The organism is Helicovermis profundi (assembly GCF_033097505.1).
GTDB lineage: Bacteria > Bacillota > Clostridia > Peptostreptococcales > Acidaminobacteraceae > Helicovermis > Helicovermis profundi.
Map to the genome: position 1 here is coordinate 2314981 of NZ_AP028654.1, position 18701 is coordinate 2333681.

Sequence of the window (18701 nt, forward strand, 5' to 3'; positions counted from 1 at the left end):
TTAAATTTGTATAATAAGTACATAAGCGCCATATTAATTTTGGTTAATGTTACAATATATTTTTAAGCGTATTTCTAAGTTCAAATGCATCAGAAATATTTAATATCTCATCAATTTTTTCGTTAATAAATCCTGCATCTGTTTTTGAAATTATCTTTCTTGAATTTAATACTTTTGAAGGATTCATAGAAAATTCATCTAATCCCATGCCTAATAATAATGGAATTAATTCTGGATTTCCTGAAACAGAACCACACATTCCCACCCAAATATTATTTTTATGTCCATTTTCTATAATAAGTTTAATTAATCTTAATACTGCTGGATGAAATGGTGTATATAATTCAGATATAGTTTGATTCATTCTATCAACAGCACTAGTATACTGAATCAAGTCATTTGTTCCAATACTAAAAAAATCTACTTCTTTAGCTAATAAATCCGAAATAATGGCTGCGGATGGGATTTCTATCATTATTCCAACTTCGTATTTATTTTTTAAAATAATACCTTCATTTTCAAGTTCTTTTTTACACTCTTCAATTATTGTTTTAGCTTGTCTTATTTCTCCAATAGAAGATATCATAGGAAACATAATTTTTAAATTTCCATAATTACTTGCTCTTAAAAGTGCTCGTATTTGAACCTTAAAAATATCCGGATTTTTAAGACAGTACCTAATCGCCCTATATCCTAGAAACGGATTATCTTCTTTAGGAATTTTAATATAGGAAATATTTTTATCTCCACCAACATCAAGAGTTCTTATAACCACCGGTTTTCCATTCATTTTTTCAAGAACTGTTTTATAAGATAGAAATTGTTCCTCTTCATTTGGGAATTTTTTTCTATCCATAAATAAAAATTCACTTCTATATAGTCCTATTCCTTCACCGTCATTGTCAAGTACATACTCTAAATCTTTTGGACTTCCTATATTACATCCAATTTCTACCACTTTACCATCTTTTGAAATTGTCTTTTTTCCAATAAAGGTTTTTAATTCTTCCTTTTTCTCTAAGTACTCATCATTTAGCCTTATAAATTTATTTTTAATTTCTTCACTAGGATTTATAAATATTTGACCACTATTTCCATCAAATGCAATTATATCTCCATTTTTTATATTTTCAATATCATCACCTAATCCAACAATTGCAGGTATTCCCTTTGTTCTTGCAACAATTGCCGAATGAGAGGTAACCCCTCCATTTCTTGTAATAAATCCTAAAATTTTATTAATATCCATTTTAGCAGTGTCTGATGGAGCTAAATCATTTGCTACTATTATTACTCCTAATCTATTATATATTTCATTATTTCTGTCTAATAGTTTATCTACTAGTCTCTTTGTAACATCTTTAATATCAATTGCTCTTTCTTTTAAATAAGAATCATCAATTGATTCAAATATTTCAATAAATGATTTTGATACACTAGAAACAGCCCACGCAGAATTAACCTTTTTAGAACTTATTAACTCTTTTGATTTATCAATAAATTCTGGATCTTCAAGCATCATAAGATGTGCTTCAAATATTTTTGATTCTTCTAGACCAATTGTAAGTTTAGTAGTATCAATTAAATCCTTTAAATCAAGCTTACAACTATCTATCGCTTTTTCAAATTTTTCTATTTCTTTTTTTACATTTTTAATAGTTATTTTTTCAATTATATTTTCTTCTTCCAATACAAAAACTTTACCAAGGGCATAGCCAAAAGATGCTCCTAAACCTTTTATCATATGATTATCTCCTTATTCTATTTTAATATATTTACTATCCATTCCTCTTCTACCACTTATTTTTCTAGCTGCATCTTCATCTAATATAACTGTAACATCTTTATGAAGTTGAAGTGCGGATGCTGGAAGATTAGGATTAATTGGGCCAAATATCATATCATATACAGTATCAGCTTTATCAATTCCACTCGCTATTAAAACAATTTTTTTAGAGTGCATAATTGTCTTAATACCCATAGAGATTGCTTTTTTAGGAACTTCATCTATTGAATCAAAAAACCTTGAATTTGCATCAATAGTATCATCATCTAAATCAACCAAATGTGTCATTGCTTCAAATTTAAGGTCTGGTTCATTAAATCCAATATGACCATTTCTACCTATACCAAGTAGTTGTAAATCAATACCGCCTTTTCCTCTTATTTTAGCTTCATAATCATTGCATTCTTTTTCAATATCTTCACACATTCCATTTGGAATATTAATATTGTTTTTATCGATATTCACTTTCTCAAATAAATTCTTATTCATAAAATAATAATAACTTTGTGCATTTTCTGAATCTATACCATAATACTCATCTAAATTAAATGAAACGATTTTTTTAAAATCAATCAAGCCGTCATTATACATTTTAACCAGTACTTTATATGTACCTATCGGCGTAGCTCCAGTTGCGAGTCCTAAACGCGTTTCTGGATTCATAATAAGTTGACCTGCTATTAAATGTGCAGCTTTAGTGCTAAGTTCTTCATAATTTTTAGCTACAATAATCCTCATTTTTACCCTCCAAAATTATCTTTTACAAATCATATCACTAAATAAAGCAATCTTTATGCCAACATAGTGTCATTAAGCGACTGAATAAACAATTTCTCCGCCTATAACCGTCATACAAAGATTTAACTTCTCATCAAGTACTGTAAAATCAGCTAAATTATTTAATTTTATACTCCCATAGCCTTTATCATATATACCGAGAAGTTTAGCTTGATTTGTACTTGAAATTTTAGATAATCCAATTAAATCTATTGAAGTATATTCTTTAAAATTTCTTAAAGCTTGATCAAATTTAAGTACTGAACCAGCTAAAGTACCATTTTTAAGCCTTGCACTAGTTTCATCTACAATTACATCAAATTCACCTAATAAATAAGTGCCTTTTTTTAAACACTGTGCTCTCATTGCATCTGTAATTAACATAATTTTATCATCGCTTTTTTGTTTTAAAATCATTTGGTATAGATTTTGATTCACATGTATATTATCTGCAATAATTTCTGCAAAAGTATCTGTATTAAAACACGCACCTATCATTCCAGGTCTTCTATGATGTAATGGACTCATAGCATTAAAAAGGTGAGTAAAACTTTTAGCTCCTATTTCTATAGCTCTTATTGTTTCTTCGTAAGTTGCATTCGAATGTCCAAGTGATATCACGATATTATTCTCTTTTGCCCATTTTATTAATTTTTCTGACTCATTTTGGTTTGGAGCTAATGTAATTATCTTAATAATATCTTTATGAATTTCAAGCAAGCTTGAATCAGCTTTAATTATCCACCTTTCATTATGTGCACCTTTTTTTTCTTTATCAATAAAAGGTCCTTCTAAATGAACACCCAAAATTCTAGCATATTTTTTCCCATTTTTTTCATTTTCTATAGCTTTTTTCACCTTAAGAATAGCATTATTAATATTATTAAACTCATCTGTAATTGTTGCAACTAGAAATGATGTTACGCCTGATTTAACAATTGATTTTGCAATTTCAATTATTGAATTTTCATCTCTATCCATCACGTCAAATCCATTGGAACCATGAATATGAACATCTATAAAACCAGGAAAAACAAATTTACCATCTAGATTGATTTCCTGTATAATATCATTTTTATTTACATCTTCTATATCAAAAGACAAAATTTGTTCATCAAAGACTAAGTCACTTCTAATAATTTTATCTTCTAAAATCAAATTTGCATTTTTAAATATTTTCATAATTATTACCTTCTTATTACTTATTAAATTTAAATTTTTGCCAGGGTAAAATGCTATCCAATAAATAAATTTCCTCTGCTTTAATCTTTCCAACTACATTAGTTTTTCCACTATTCTTCATATCTTTGAGTGCTATTTGTAATTCTCCTTTATATCTTTTATATAGAGAACTTTCAATTAATATATCTCCTTTTTTTATATCTATATTTGTGTGTGCTTTAAATTCCTTTGACCTATATTTAACTCTACTTTGAGTTGATCTTATTAAATATTCACTAACATCACCTCTGTTAAAGTGAAATTCATCAAATATAATTTTATTCTCAATTTCACTATTTTCTTTACTTGGTGTAACTGTAAGTGACAATATATTAGCACTAATATTTCCAACTTTTTTTAGTTCTTGCTCACAGGCAAATTGATTTGCAATAATTACATCATCAATCAAATTGGTATTAAATAAATCTTTCACAGCAATATCAATATCTAAAACTCTATGTTCTTCAAGCGTACATAGCCCTTCATTAACTGGCCATGGTCCTTCAAGTGCAGTTTTACTAGATACAAATGCAGCTGTTCTTATTCCAAGCTCTTTAAACTGCCTTGATGTTTTAATAAAATGTTTTCTTGATAAACCAGTATATTTATGTGGATAAAAATTATGACATCCAATTATACTATCAGTATTTGGCATATAAGATAAAATGTTATCAATATACTTTGTTCCATTACTCATATTAAGTTCAATTTTCAATCTACTCTTATCAAATGACATTATTGATTCTTCTATACCAGAAAAACCTAAATCTAATCTAATTCCATAAAAACCAATTTCATCAAAAAAACTTAAATCTTGATACGAAATATTAAATTTATCCATAACAGAAGGACTCACATCTGCTATTACTTTCATATTATTTAAACTTGCAGTCTCCGTAATTTTCTTATAAAAATTCTTCACCTCTTCTTTCGAATCATCAGTAGAAATTAAACAAGTAAAAATTCTAGTAAAACCATATTTTGAAGATAATTTAATATATTCTAAAATTCTGCTTATGTTTTCTCGATTTGGATAAATTGAAATTCCAATCTCTCTCATAATAACCTCCATCTAAAATCAATTAATACTACTCTAAATCATATACATTAATATAAATATATTCTAAGCTTTAAAGATTATTAATCTTTAAGCTTAGAATATTATATATACTATATTGATATTTTTACTTTTCCTCTATTTTTTTATAAAGTTCAATAAATTCTTTAGCAATATCTTTAAACATTAAAGTATTCATTAAGTGATCTTGAGCATGAACCATTAAGAGTGATATTTCAGTAGTTTTACCTGATGCCTCATTTTGAATTAATTTAGTTTGTTCATTATGTGCAAGCACAATTTTACTCTCAGCCTCATTAATTTTAATTTCTGCATTTTTAAAATCATTTTTTTTAGCAAAAGCAATTGCCTCAAACAAACTACTTTTTGCATCTCCACTGTGTGTAATTATCTGAAAAATAATCATTTCTAAGTTCATATCTTTTCTCCTATCAATAAGTAATAATTAATTTGCTTTTTTAAGTTTTTCTTTACTTTCTCTTTTTTCTTCTAATTTTTCTCCTGCAATAATAAATGGTATATACATTAATACTGCGAGTACTAAGTTAAATGCTGCAAGAATTCCTCCTCTAATAGAACTTGTAGCAAGTGCTGCACCAATAATTGGTGGGAAAGTCCACGGAACCATGGCAATAGTTTTTGGTACAAGTCCACTAGCCATTGCAAAATATGATATTATTACAAGCACCACTGGTCCAAATAAAAACGGTATAAATAGTAATGGGTTTAATACTATTGGCATTCCAAAAATTACAGGTTCATTAATATTAAATAATCCAGGTCCAATTCCTAACTTTGCAATTTCTTTGTTTTGCTTTCTTTTACCAGAAATAAATATTGCAATAAGTAGCGATAGTGTTGTTCCCGCTCCTCCTAAATAAACAAATGTATCTAAAAATGGCTTAGTTACAATATGCACTGGTGGAAGTCCTGCTGCTACAGCCTCCATATTAGCATTTAATAATGGTAACAAAATTGGCTCAATTACACTACCTATAATATTGGAACCATGTAATCCAAAGAACCATAAAAATTGTGTCATAAACACTATAGTAACTGCTGAACCTAATGAATCTGCTACATTTTGAAGTGGTGTAGATACGAATTTACTAATAAGTGCAAATATATTTGAACCACTTGAGGCAAATCCAATAAAAATAGTTAAAAGTGCAAAAATTGATAGTACTATAATTCCTGGTATTAAAGATGCAAAAGACTTTGAAACTGCTGGTGGAACTGTATCTGGCATTTTTATTGTAAGTTTATCGCTCTTCGATAATTTAACAAAAATTTCAGTTGATACTAAAGCCACAATAATTGCTACAAACATTCCTTGAGCATTGATATAGGTCCAACTAATGTTTCCCCATGCACTAAATGCTTCTCCAGAAGGTGAAGTAACGTTAGCTGCTTGCGGTAAGAGTATTGCAAAATTTGCAAGCGAAATCAAACCTGCAGAAAGTCCATTAGCTTCATATGATTTTGCCAAATTATATGAAATCGAGAATACTAAGAACAAAGAAATTACTGCAAATGTTCCCCACCAAATATTACCACCAAATGATTTCCATGATCCACCAAATATATTATTCATAATATTTTGATATCCTGGAATAGGTAAATTATTTAAAAGTACTGCAAATGATCCAGCAATAATCAATGGCATTAATGCAACAAATCCATCACGAATTGCAACTAGATGTCTTTGCGAACCAAATTTTGCTGCTACTGGTACAACTTTTCTTTCTAAGAAAGAAATAAATCCATTCATATTTTTTCCCCCTAAATCATATTAGAAATATTATATAGTTATTCTTTCATAATTTCATACGCTTGCTTTAATACTGCATCTCCATTCATAGTACCATAATTAACACTCCCTATAACTTCAACAGGAATAGAATTCTTAGCAAGCATATCTGTAATTTTACCTAATAAAAATCTAACTTGTGGACCTAAAAGCACAGCATTTACATCAGTATGATTTTTTACTTCTGATTCTGCTATTGCAAATATTTCAACCTGCTTGCCTTGATCAAGGGCAGCTACTTGCATTTTTTTTACAAGAAGAGAAGTTGACATTCCAGCAGAACAAACTAACATTATTTTCTTCATAATTCACCTCCTAAAATTTTTTTATTTATTTTTCATTAGCTAATGACCTTTTAAATAATTCCTTAATATTTTCCATTGCAATTATTTCATCTTCACCATTTGTTTTTAAAATTAACTCATCTTCAAAAGATGCACCTACACTTAAAATACTCATAATGCTTTTAGCATTTACAACCTTTCCATCTTTTTCAATACAAATATTACTACTGTATTTTTGAGCCTCCATGGCAAGAATACTTGCCGGTCTTGCATGTAATCCAGTTTTATTTGATACTACAATTTTAAAGTTTTGCACATTATCACTCCTCTATTTTTCTTTCACTATATATATGAGCATATTTCATGCCAATTTTTAAAATATAAATTTATTTTTTTTATTTCTTAACTTTGGCTATTTTACTAGCATTTAAAATTTATTTTTACAAAATAAAAGCATCACAGTGTGTGTAATTTTTCCACACACTGTGATGCACACTAATGCACACTCTTTTAGCAAATTAAATAATTCTTCATTTATTAAACTAATTGCTATTTTGTATTATCATATATAATATATATGCTTTCTCGCTTTTAGTTAAACGAATATCATATTTTTGTTCAATAGTCATAATTTCGCCATTTATAACACTATACTTTTCTTTGTTTTCTTCAATAAAATTTCCTACATTTTCAAATTCTTTTGTAATTTCATTTTTTACTTTTTTATCAATTAAAAAACAAATATGAAGCAGTATTCCAGTAAATACCTCAGTAGTTATCGAAATACTAACATGAAATAATAAACTTCCAATGAAACTTTTTACTAATATTACAAGTTCTTTTGCATTAACAACTTCTATATGTTCTTTTAAAGACTCACTTATACTATCAATCATTTCTTCTTTTTTTAGTATTTTATCAAGTTTTTCTTTTCCTTTACCTGCGAAATAATCAATGGCAGGTATAAAAGGAATTTCTTTTGAATCAATATCTATAGTACTTACTACCGCAAGAATTTCATTTTCTCTTTTAATTTTCTCCAAAGAATTTTTAAATTCGTGTTTATCTAAAATATTTAAAGTCATAACTTTTATATTTTTATCTTTAATATTTTTTTCAAGTATTGATTTAATTTTTTTTGATGCTCCTTCACCTGTAAAACAAACTGAAACAATAATTTTAGATTTACTTAAGTGAATTGTTTCTCCATTAGAATTTATATTTTTATATGCACATGTACTATAAATTTCTGTTAATTCTCTTCCAAGCGTAGCTTTTCTAAGCGCTTCTATCACAAGTGGAGTACTCGCTTTATCTATAGTTTTTATATCAATAGAAAGCTCTTCTTTAATCATATCGGCAAAATTTACCAATGAACCCATATCTACTAAAAATAAAATCCCTTTACTAGTACTATTTAAATTAAGTATTTTATTTTTTAATAGTTCATACATGACTTTTACATCCATACTAAGGGGCATATCAATGGCAATACCATGATTAGTTCCAACTAAAGTATTTGCTACATTCATCATACTAGTAGCAGTTGTGCTTCCATGCATCATAAGAATAACACTAACCCTATCATTATTTTCCTTTGTTACTTCGTAAGGATTTGAAGCAATAAACATTGTAATATATCCTATTTCATCTAGGGAAATATCAATTTCAAATTTATCTTCTATATATTTTGCAATCTCCATTGCAACTAAAAATTCTTTTTTAAATTTCTTTCTTACACTATTGAGCTTTGGGTGATATATCTTAGCTCCATTTCTAATTCTTTCTATGGAACTATCTAAATGAAGTGAAAATGCATAAAAAGTTTTTTCATCGTAATCCTTTTCTAATTTTTTTCTAGCATAATTTAGTACATACTCTGCTATTTCTAAAATATCTTTATGTACTATTTTTTCAATTTCTTCTCTTTTTTTCTTTATCGAAAAATCAACAATATAATTCTTAAAATGCTTCTCTATATCAATATCTAATATATTTTTTATCTCATCACTTTTAAGGCCCTTTTGCTTTAAATGATTAACTTTATCTTCAATTTCATTATAATATATGAAATCCTCTTCATCCGAAACAAGTAATTCTTCTGAAAATTCTTTATATGAAAATCTAATAATATCATCTTTGGATTTTAACAGTGAATTTACTTCATTTCTATTTTCTTTAATATTCATAACACCCATTTTTACATGAACAGGTAAATCTGAATTATTAACCAATATATAATCCTTTTCTTTATATTTGTAATTTAAAAAAGCTTTAGCACATGAAAGTTGTATATCACTTTTTAACTGTCCAATATTATTAAGACAATCATAAAGCAATATTGAAATTATCGCATTTTTATTAATATAAATGCTTTTATTAACTCTTTTTGATTCATCAATAATAAATTTTTCAATAAGATTATAACGTTCTTTAACAGTTCTCTCTCTTAGCGGGGGAATAGTAATCGTCATCGGAATTCTTCTAGTAAAAGTCTTAAGTAAATAAGAAGTAGGATCTTCAGTAGTGGCAGCTATTATCTGAACTTTTGCTGTTTCTATTTTTTCAGTTTCTCCTAATTTTCTAAACTCCTCACTATCAATAAAGGTAAATAACATCTCTTGACCTTGTGGTGATAATCTATGCACTTCATCTAAAAACAAAATTCCACCATCTGCTTTTTTTAGAAGACCATTTTTATCTTTATCAGCTCCTGTATATGCACCTTTTTTCACTCCAAAAATTTGAGAAATTAAAAGCTGTGGATTTTCTGAATAATCCGCACAATTAAATCTAATAAAAGAGGCCTCTTTATCTATCATATTAGTTTCTTTTGCATAATCAAACATTAACTTTGCAAACATAGATTTGCCTACACCAGTTTCTCCTAGGATCAAAGTATGAAGTCCTCTAGGCGGATAAAGTATAGCTGCTTTTGCTTTTTGAATTGCAACTTGAAGAGAATATTTTGCTCCTATAAGAAAATCAATATCACTCTTATTATCATCTTTGTTACTATTTTTTAAAGTGTTAGCTTTCAACCTGTAATATACTGGTCTTCCAGAAGTTTTCTCTAATTTTCCTTCAGCGCATAGTTGATTTAGGTATCTACTGGTTGTACTTCTATCAATAGAGAGTTTTACTCCTAGTTCTTTAGCAGAAAGACTAGCATTAGTCTCATGAATTATTTGAATTATTTGTTCTTTTTTAGTCATGATTATCATCCTTTAGGAATAGTACAATTATATTTACTACTAAATAAGGCTATAAAGAATATCCAAAAACTCTTTATTTAGTGTTTTTATTCTCACTGGTTTTAGAGTTTTATCTACAAAAGCATGAAGAGTTTTGCCTTCAGCAAGTACTTCATCAGTATTTTTTCTTATAACAGTATAACTTAACTCTATTTTAATTCCTTTAAACATCGATACTCTTGTTCGTATTAATAGTTCATCATCATAATAAGCCGCTTTTTTATATAGACAGTGTGTTTCAAGTACAGGCATTATAATACCATCTTTTTCTAATCTATCATATGAATATCCTAACTTCCTAAAAAATTCTGCCCTTCCAACTTCAAAATAAACATAATAATTAGAATGATAAATTACTCCCATTTTGTCTGTTTCTTCGTATCTTGTTCTTATTAGTGCATCATTAGATTTCATGATTAACCCTCTTTTCAATATATTTTCAATAATTCATTATATCACAATAAATATTAGTGTGAAATCTTCAAAAAAAAATGGTGAATTTATAAAATAAATTCACCTAAGTAAAGGGTTATACGTTAAAAATGTTTTACTTTGCCTCTTCAGGCTTCCTATCACTAGGATATATTATAATACTCTGGTTTCACCAGCGTATACAATACCTTTAATTGAATCAAGTGTTACAATATCGCCATCTTTCATAATTGAAATAGCATTTTTTGCACCAATTACCGCTGGCTTCTTAAGAGAAAGAGCAACTATAGCCGCATGAGAAGTGTAACCACCTTCTTCAACTATTAGTCCAGAACTTCTTTCAATAAATTTCATCATATCTTTTTCAGTTGAAGTAGCAACCAAAATATCTCCGTCTTTAAATTTTAACTCAGCTTCCTTAGGAGTGCTTGCAATACAAACTCTTCCTATTATAGCTGCATTACCAATTCCAGTTCCTTTGAAAAGTACTTCTCCAACAATATGAACTTTCATTAAGTTAGTCGCTCCCGCTACACCTACTGGAACACCAGCAGTTATAACTGCAAGTTCACCTTTTTTAAGGTATCCAGCATTTTTAGCAGCTTCAACAGATAAATCAAATATTTCATCAGTTGATTTCGCTTCTTTAATTTTTAAAGAGTAAACACCCCAAACAAGAGAAAGCTTTCTTCTTACACTTTCAAAAGAAGTTACAGCTATTACTGGAGATTTTGGTCTAAATTTAGAAACTTTTCTAGCAGTAAAACCTGAAGACGTAGCAGAAATAATTGCTGCCGCTTTTAGGTCATTTGCAGTAGTTACAGTTGCATGAGACACTGCATAAGTAACTCCATCATCTACAAGTTGTCTTGTTTTAGAAGCAAGAATTGCATCATAATCTAAAACTTCTTCCGTTGCACTAATAATTCTACTCATAGTCTTAACTGATTCAACAGGGTATTTTCCTGCTGCAGTTTCTCCTGAAAGCATTACTGCATCAGTACCATCATAGATTGCGTTCGCAACATCTGTAGCTTCTGCTCTAGTTGGTCTTGGATTTCTAATCATAGAATCAAGCATTTGTGTTGCTGTAATTACTGGTTTACCAGCTTTATTACATTTTTTTATCATCATTTTTTGTACAATAGGTACTTGTTCAGTTGGAATTTCAACTCCAAGATCCCCTCTGGCTACCATTAAACCATCAGAAACTTCTAATATTTCATCAAGATTATCTACACCTTCTTGATTTTCAATTTTTGAAATAATATGAATATCAAATGCATCATTTCTTTCCAAAATTCTTCTTATTTCTAAAACGTCACTAGCTTTTCTAATAAATGAAGCTGCAACAAAATCTATTCCTTGCTCAATACCAAATTCAATATCAGCAATATCTTTTTCAGTTATTGCAGGAAGCTTAATACTTACTCCAGGTACATTAACACCTTTATGATTTTTAACAGGTCCTGCATTTAATACCTTACATTTAATATCTTTTCCATTAATCCCAACTACTTCAAGACCAACTAATCCATCGTCAAGAAGAATAGTATCACCAAGAACTACATCATTATTAAGTCCTTCATAAGTAATTGAACATCTATTTTGATCTCCAATTACACTTTGGTCTGTTGTTAATGTAAAATCTTGACCTTCAACAAGATTAACAACATCAACACTAAACTTACCCGTTCTAATTTCAGGTCCTTTAGTATCTAATAAAAGAGCAACAGGAACACCAAGTTCAGCCCTAACTTCTTTTACCATATTCATTCTACCAAGTTGTTCTTCGTGGTCTCCGTGTGAAAAGTTAAATCTAGCAACATTAAGTCCACTATTAACTAGATCTGCAAATAATTCTTTTTCACTACTAGCAGGTCCAAGTGTACATACAATCTTAGTTTTTTTCATTATTATCTCCCTTTTATATACTAAAATATTAATACTATATAGATAACATATCAGCTAAATCATACATGCAATGATCCATTTCTTTTTTCATGGTAATTGCTTCAGTAATATCCATATCAAATACTTTATTTCCATTTGTTCCAAGCGCCCTACTTTTTTTACCTTCAATTAGAAGTTCTACTGCTTTAGATCCAAATTTGCTTGCAAGAATTCTATCAAATGCAGTTGGGCTTCCACCTCTTTGAAGATATCCAATTACAGATACTCTAACATCAATTCCTGTCTTATTTTTAATAGCCTCTGCAAATTCATATGGCTTACCTACTCCTTCAGCTAATAAAATAATGCTATGAACTTTCCCCCTATTTTGTCCTTGAATTAGTTTTTTACATATATCGTCATAAGTAAAATCTATTTCAGGAACAATTATTGTTTCAGCGCCTCCAGCTATACCAGAATAAAGAGCAATATCCCCGCAACTTCTACCCATTACTTCGATAATTGACGCTCTTTGATGCGATGACGATGTATCACGTATATTACCTACTGCATTAACTACAGTGTTAATAGCAGTATCAAAACCAACTGTATAATCAGTATAAGCAAGGTCGTTATCAATCGTTCCAGGTATTCCGATTGTTGGTATTCCAGCATCAGACAACCTTTTCGCTCCCATAAACGAACCATCACCACCTATTACAACAAGTCCATCTATATTGAACATTTTAAGAACTTCTACGCCTCTTTTTATACCTTCATCTTTTTTAAATTCTAAACATCTAGCACTTTGAAGAATAGTTCCACCTCTTTGAATAATATCTCCTACTGAAGATACATCCATTTCAAAAATGTCGCCTTCAATAAGCCCTTGGTAACCTCTCCTAATACCAGACACCTTTAAACCTTTGTAAATAGCAACTCTAACCACAGCTCTAAGAGCAGCATTCATGCCAGGAGCATCTCCACCACTAGTTAAAACACCTATTCTTTTCATATTCCACCTCAATTTCAAATATATAATAATAAACCCAAAAGAGTTAAAATTCATCAGAATCAATAAACCAACAAAACTTCTAAAATTTAGATGAATATTAAGTATTCATCTAAAAATAGAAACTGCGCTCTGCGCTACTAAAAACATTATCCAATACCTTTTTAAGTTACTTATCTCAAAACTTTTAAAAGTTAGAGTATAAAACTATTAGAATTGGATAAATATTTTCAGCTGTCCGTTTTTCGTCCATATGGTTTTTCTACGTCCCAGTAAATAAAAACATAATTAATTTTACTGCATTTTACTCTAAAATTCAATGTTTTTGTGAAAAAAAACTGGATTTTTATTTTAAAACCACATTTTCTTCTCCTAAATATTTTTTTAACTCTTTAATCATCCCTATTTCACTTGATACCCATAATTTTTTATCAACTATCATTTTCTTTTTTTCATTTGCTAAATAAATTACAACTTTATTTTCTCCTTTATAATTTTTTAATATACTATATATTCTCTTTATTACAATCTCATCATATGAATCTATTTTTATAAATATTCGCTTTCTATTTAACTCTTTTCTAATATATTTTTTTGAATTTTCTTCGTTTAATATTTCAATATCATCTAATATCATCTTTATATCATTTTCATCTTTTACATTAATTCGTCCTCTAGCGACGATAAATTCGCCGATATTAATAATATTTCTTCTTCTAATAAATAGTCGTGGGAAAACTATCGCTTCAATTACACCATTGTAATCTTCAATATTTATAAATGACATCATTTCATTTTTTCTTGTATTTTTATTTGTAATTTTACTAATTACTCCCGCTATAACAATTGATTTTCCTTCAACATTCATTATATTTTCTTCATTAATATTCACTAAATCAAAAGTATCCATTTTATCAATCAGTTCTCTATATGTTTCAAGCGGATGTGAACTTAAATAAACACCTATCATTTCCTTTTCAAAATTCAATTTTTCCATAAGTGGAAATTCTTTTATATTTGGATACTTGAATTTTGAAATATCACCCATATCAATATCCATATTGGAGTCAAAAAGTGAAAATTGTCCTTTAACATTATTCCTACTTTTAATATGAATACTCTCAATTATACTTTCATACATACTTATTAATTGAGATCTCTTTAATCTAAAAGAATCAAATGTTCCAGATTTTATCATACTTTCAACTGCTTTTTTATTTAATTCTTTAGGATCAACTCTTTCACAAAAATTATTAAAATCACTAAATTCACCGTTTTTTCTTTCCTCTAAAACACTTTCAATCATGCCATTTCCAACATTTTTTATGGCTTTAAATGAATATCTAATTGCTCCATTTTCAACAGAAAAATTTTTAAATGATTTATTAATATCAGGAGGCAATATTTCAATACTATTTTTTCTACAATCATCAATATAGAGTGCAATTTTATTTTGATTTCCCATAAAACTACTCATTAAAGAAGCTCTATATTCAAGTGGATAATGTGTTTTTAAAAATGCAGTTCTATAAATTATAATAGAATAACCTGCTGCATGTGACTTATTGAATGCATATTTGGCAAAATCAATCATATCATCAAATATTTCATTTGCTTTTTTCTCATCAATTCCACGCCTAATACATCCATCTATAAGTATATTTCCATTAGCATCTTTTTTTCCAAAAACGAAATTATTTCTTTCTTCCTCCATAACTTTCATTTTTTTCTTACTCATTGCACGCCTAACTAGGTCACTTCTACCAAAAGTATATCCGCCAAGATCCCTAACGATTTGCATTACCTGCTCTTGATAAACTAGACAACCGTATGTTACAGAAAGTATGGGCTTTAATTTATCAGTAATAAAATAATCTTGATTTAAAGCATTTTTGTTTTTTAAATATTTCGGAATTGAATCCATCGGTCCAGGTCTATATAAGGAAGTAGCTGCAATTATATCTTCAAGTGATGAAGGTTTTAGTTCTCGTAAAAATTTACGCATACCCGTACTTTCAAGTTGAAAAATACCAAGTGTATCTCCCTTTCCTATTAATTTATATACAGATTGATCATCAAGTGGTATTTTTTCAATATCAATATCTATATTCCTACTTTTCTTAAGTAATTTTGTAGTATTTTTTATAACAGATAAAGTTCTAAGTCCTAAAAAATCCATTTTTAATAATCCAAGTTCTTCAAGTAAAATCATATTGAACTGAGTAGAAACATTCCCATCTTGAAGATATAAAGGTACGTATTCATCAATTGATTTTTTTGATATTACTATTCCAGCTGCATGTGTAGAAGTATGCCTAGGAACGCCTTCAATTTTTCTTGCTGTATCAATTAATTTCTTAATCATTTGATTTGATTCATAAATATCTTTTAACTTTTTATTTTGTTTTATTGCTTTTTCAATTGTAATGCCAATTTGAAAAGGTATCTCCTTAGCAATTTTGTCTACCTCTGAATATGGAATATTAAGGACTCTTCCCACATCTCTTATTGCAGCTTTTGCTCCAAAAGTACCAAATGTAATTATTTGCGCTACTTTATCTTTACCATATTTTTTGATAACATAATCAATTACTTCACTTCTTCTATCATCTTCAAAATCTATGTCAATATCAGGCATAGTAACTCTTTCAGGATTTAAAAACCTCTCAAAAATTAAATCATATTCTAATGGATCAACTGTAGTTATATTTAAAACATATGAAACAATACTTCCATTACAAGAACCTCTACCTGGTCCAACAACAATACCATTGTCTTTTGCAAACTTAATAAAATCCCATACAATTAAAAAATAATCATTATATCCCATAGAATCAATTGTTTTAAGTTCAAATTCCAGTCTTTTAATATGCTTATCATTAACATCATAAAGTTTATTTAACCCCTTATAGCAAAGTTCTCTAAGTAACTCCTTAGCATTTTGATTTTCCTCTAATTCATACTCAGGTAAATGCATTTCATTAAAATTAAAATCAAAATTACATTTTTCAGCTATTTTCACTGTATTTTCGATAGCAACTTTTGCATAAGGCATGGCACTTAGCATTTCTTCATATGATTTAAAATAAAACTCATCCGAAGGAAATTTAAGCCTTTTTTCATCATCCACATGTTTTCCAGTTTGAATACAGAGTAAAACATCATGTGCATCACTATCATGCTTATCAATATAATGGACATCATTAGTTGCTACAAGTTCAATTTCAGTATCTTTTGATAAACTTAATATATAAGGATTTATTTTTTTTTGTAAATTTAAACCTTGGTCTTGAATCTCTAAATAAAAATTACCTTTTCCCATAATACTATTTATTTTTAAAGCCATATTTTTTGCGTCTTCATATCTATTATCAATTAATAGCTTTTGTACATCTCCAGCTAAACAAGCACTAAGTGCAATTAACCCCTTCGAGTATTTAGAGAGCACTTTATAATCAATTCTTGGTTTATAATAAAAACCTTTTGTAAACCCTAAAGAAACAAGTTTGATAAGATTTTTATAACCCACTTCATTTTTAGCTAGAAGAACCAAATGACCTCTTTTCTTATCTTCATTTCCATTTTTACTACTTAAATCATTTTCAGAAACATATACCTCACAGCCTATTATTGGCTTAATGCCATATTCTTTAGCTTTTTTATAAAAATCAACAACTCCATACATAACACCATGGTCAGTAATAGCCACAGAAGTCATTCCTAACTTCTTTGCTTTTTCAAATAGCCTATCAGTACGGCAAAAACCGTCTAATAGGCTATATTCTGTATGAAGGTGTAAATGAACAAATTTACTTTCCATTTTTACACATCCTCTATAATGAACATTATATATTTTTTTCTATTTATTAAAAATTTCATTTTGCCATAATTCATATAATTTATCACTAAGATCCTTTGGAACCTCTGGAATTCTTACAGAAAGTAAATCAGCTTCCTTAATGTCACTTCGTTTAATAGTAGCTTTTGTTAGTATTTTTGCATCTTCTGCTTTCATAAAAACACTGTCAAGCGAAGGCAAATTACCCCATTTTTTAGGGTCATATTTGTTGTTTTGCGCATGTAGACTTAACATATAATTTATCGAAAGAATTGCAGATGCCTTATTACTCGAATTAAACGGAATAGCCGCATAAAAATCATATCCTGTAGTACCTGTATCAAATACAAACGCTTTCGCACCAATAGGATACAAATCAAGTTTTGAAACTGTTGAAGCGTGATCTATATCAAAGGTCATTGAAAACATAATTTCTTTTTTATAAAACATCTCATCAATTTCATCCTGAGTCATTGGGAGTTTACCATCTTTATACGCCATATAAGGTTTTAACTTTTTAAAATAATCAAGCGCTGGTTTCATCTTAGTTTTTAGTTCTTCATAAGATAAATCTTCACCATAAACATCTTCATACTTTACAAATGAAAAGAAAATCGAATTAATATACGCTCTTCCAATTTTAGTAGAAGGATCTAAATAAGTAAATTTTCCTTTTTTATCTTTTAATGCATTAATAATTTCCTCAGGCGTAGATGGAGCGTTTTCTAGAAAATCTTCATCATATATAAATAGAAGTTGATTTCTTCCAAGTAAAGTCTCATATCCTTCAATAGGAATACCTTGATTAAAGTGTATTTCATAACTTTCTTGATCTTGATACTTATAAGAATTATCAACTTTTTTTAAGAATGGACCATATAGAAGTTTTTCGTTTTTTAATTGTTTAAAAGAATTATCATCATATAAGAGTAAATCGAATTTTCCATTACTGTCTTCCTCTAAATACTGTTTATTTAATTTCTTATAATACTCTTCATAAGGCTTATATACAAATTTAACATCTATATCATATTCACTTTTTATACCCTTAGAAACGTAAGATTCTAACCATTTTAATTTCAATTTATCTTTAATGTTATGGTATGCAATTATAGTCGTACCTTTTGAACTATCTAACATAAGTTCCATGTCTTTTTTTGTTATATTAGGATTACCAGTATCAGTTGATGTGCATCCAGTAAAAATAATTATAAATATCACACCAATTATTAACAGTTTTTTCATATAACCTCCATCTATAATAAATAACTACTTCAATATCATTCAAGCAAGCATTAAAAACAATACAATACTTT

Annotated in this window: 14 protein-coding genes; all 14 read right to left on the reverse strand. The window is 28.4% G+C overall.

The annotated features are described in order from the left end of the window. Window positions 1-49: 49 nt before the first annotated feature. The 14 genes from ptsP to AACH12_RS10475 all read right to left on the reverse strand — a co-directional run bounded on the left by ptsP (window position 50) and on the right by AACH12_RS10475 (window position 18630). Entirely contained in the window at window positions 50-1744 is a 1695-nt protein-coding gene (gene ptsP, locus AACH12_RS10410) for a phosphoenolpyruvate--protein phosphotransferase (protein ID WP_338535350.1), read from the reverse strand. Window positions 1745-1756: 12 nt separating this feature from the next. Next, complete coding sequence (nagB, locus tag AACH12_RS10415) at window positions 1757-2524, reverse strand: glucosamine-6-phosphate deaminase (RefSeq protein WP_338535351.1); 768 nt, start codon at window positions 2522-2524, stop codon at window positions 1757-1759. A 72-nt stretch (window positions 2525-2596) separates the two neighbouring features. Then, the gene (gene nagA / locus AACH12_RS10420) at window positions 2597-3745 is read right to left on the reverse strand and encodes an N-acetylglucosamine-6-phosphate deacetylase (RefSeq protein WP_338535352.1); all 1149 of its coding nucleotides are present in this window, start codon (window positions 3743-3745) and stop codon (window positions 2597-2599) included. 16 nt (window positions 3746-3761) lie between these two features. Further along, a complete protein-coding gene (locus AACH12_RS10425; RefSeq protein ID WP_338535353.1) occupies window positions 3762-4844 on the reverse strand; it encodes a DUF871 domain-containing protein in 1083 nt (360 codons plus the stop codon). 124 nt (window positions 4845-4968) lie between these two features. Continuing rightward, window positions 4969-5280 carry a PTS lactose/cellobiose transporter subunit IIA gene (locus AACH12_RS10430; protein WP_338535354.1) on the reverse strand — a complete coding sequence of 104 codons (312 nt, stop codon included), beginning with the start codon at window positions 5278-5280 and terminating at the stop codon, window positions 4969-4971. Window positions 5281-5307: 27 nt separating this feature from the next. After that, window positions 5308-6633 (reverse strand): PTS cellobiose transporter subunit IIC, encoded by a 1326-nt coding sequence (gene celB, locus AACH12_RS10435; protein WP_338535355.1) that lies wholly within the window; start codon window positions 6631-6633, stop codon window positions 5308-5310. 38 nt (window positions 6634-6671) lie between these two features. Further along, window positions 6672-6977, reverse strand: coding sequence for a PTS sugar transporter subunit IIB (locus AACH12_RS10440; RefSeq protein ID WP_338535356.1), 306 nt, complete (start codon window positions 6975-6977; stop codon window positions 6672-6674). 25 nt (window positions 6978-7002) lie between these two features. Next, window positions 7003-7272, reverse strand: a complete 270-nt coding sequence (locus AACH12_RS10445; protein ID WP_338535357.1) for an HPr family phosphocarrier protein — start codon at window positions 7270-7272, stop codon at window positions 7003-7005. Between the two features lie 226 nt (window positions 7273-7498). Continuing rightward, window positions 7499-10171: a sigma-54-dependent transcriptional regulator gene (locus tag AACH12_RS10450; RefSeq protein WP_338535358.1), complete on the reverse strand. Its 2673-nt coding sequence runs from the start codon at window positions 10169-10171 to the stop codon at window positions 7499-7501. A 39-nt stretch (window positions 10172-10210) separates the two neighbouring features. Next, a complete protein-coding gene (locus AACH12_RS10455) occupies window positions 10211-10624 on the reverse strand; it encodes an acyl-CoA thioesterase (RefSeq protein ID WP_338535359.1) in 414 nt (137 codons plus the stop codon). Window positions 10625-10795: 171 nt separating this feature from the next. Beyond that, window positions 10796-12556 carry a pyruvate kinase gene (gene pyk / locus AACH12_RS10460; RefSeq protein ID WP_338535360.1) on the reverse strand — a complete coding sequence of 587 codons (1761 nt, stop codon included), beginning with the start codon at window positions 12554-12556 and terminating at the stop codon, window positions 10796-10798. Between the two features lie 34 nt (window positions 12557-12590). Then, entirely contained in the window at window positions 12591-13550 is a 960-nt protein-coding gene (gene pfkA / locus AACH12_RS10465) for a 6-phosphofructokinase (protein WP_338535361.1), read from the reverse strand. Window positions 13551-13893: 343 nt separating this feature from the next. Further along, the gene (locus AACH12_RS10470) at window positions 13894-17367 is read right to left on the reverse strand and encodes a DNA polymerase III subunit alpha (RefSeq protein ID WP_338535362.1); all 3474 of its coding nucleotides are present in this window, start codon (window positions 17365-17367) and stop codon (window positions 13894-13896) included. 39 nt (window positions 17368-17406) lie between these two features. Further along, window positions 17407-18630: an ABC transporter substrate-binding protein gene (locus AACH12_RS10475; RefSeq protein ID WP_338535363.1), complete on the reverse strand. Its 1224-nt coding sequence runs from the start codon at window positions 18628-18630 to the stop codon at window positions 17407-17409. Between the last annotated feature and the right edge of the window lie 71 nt (window positions 18631-18701).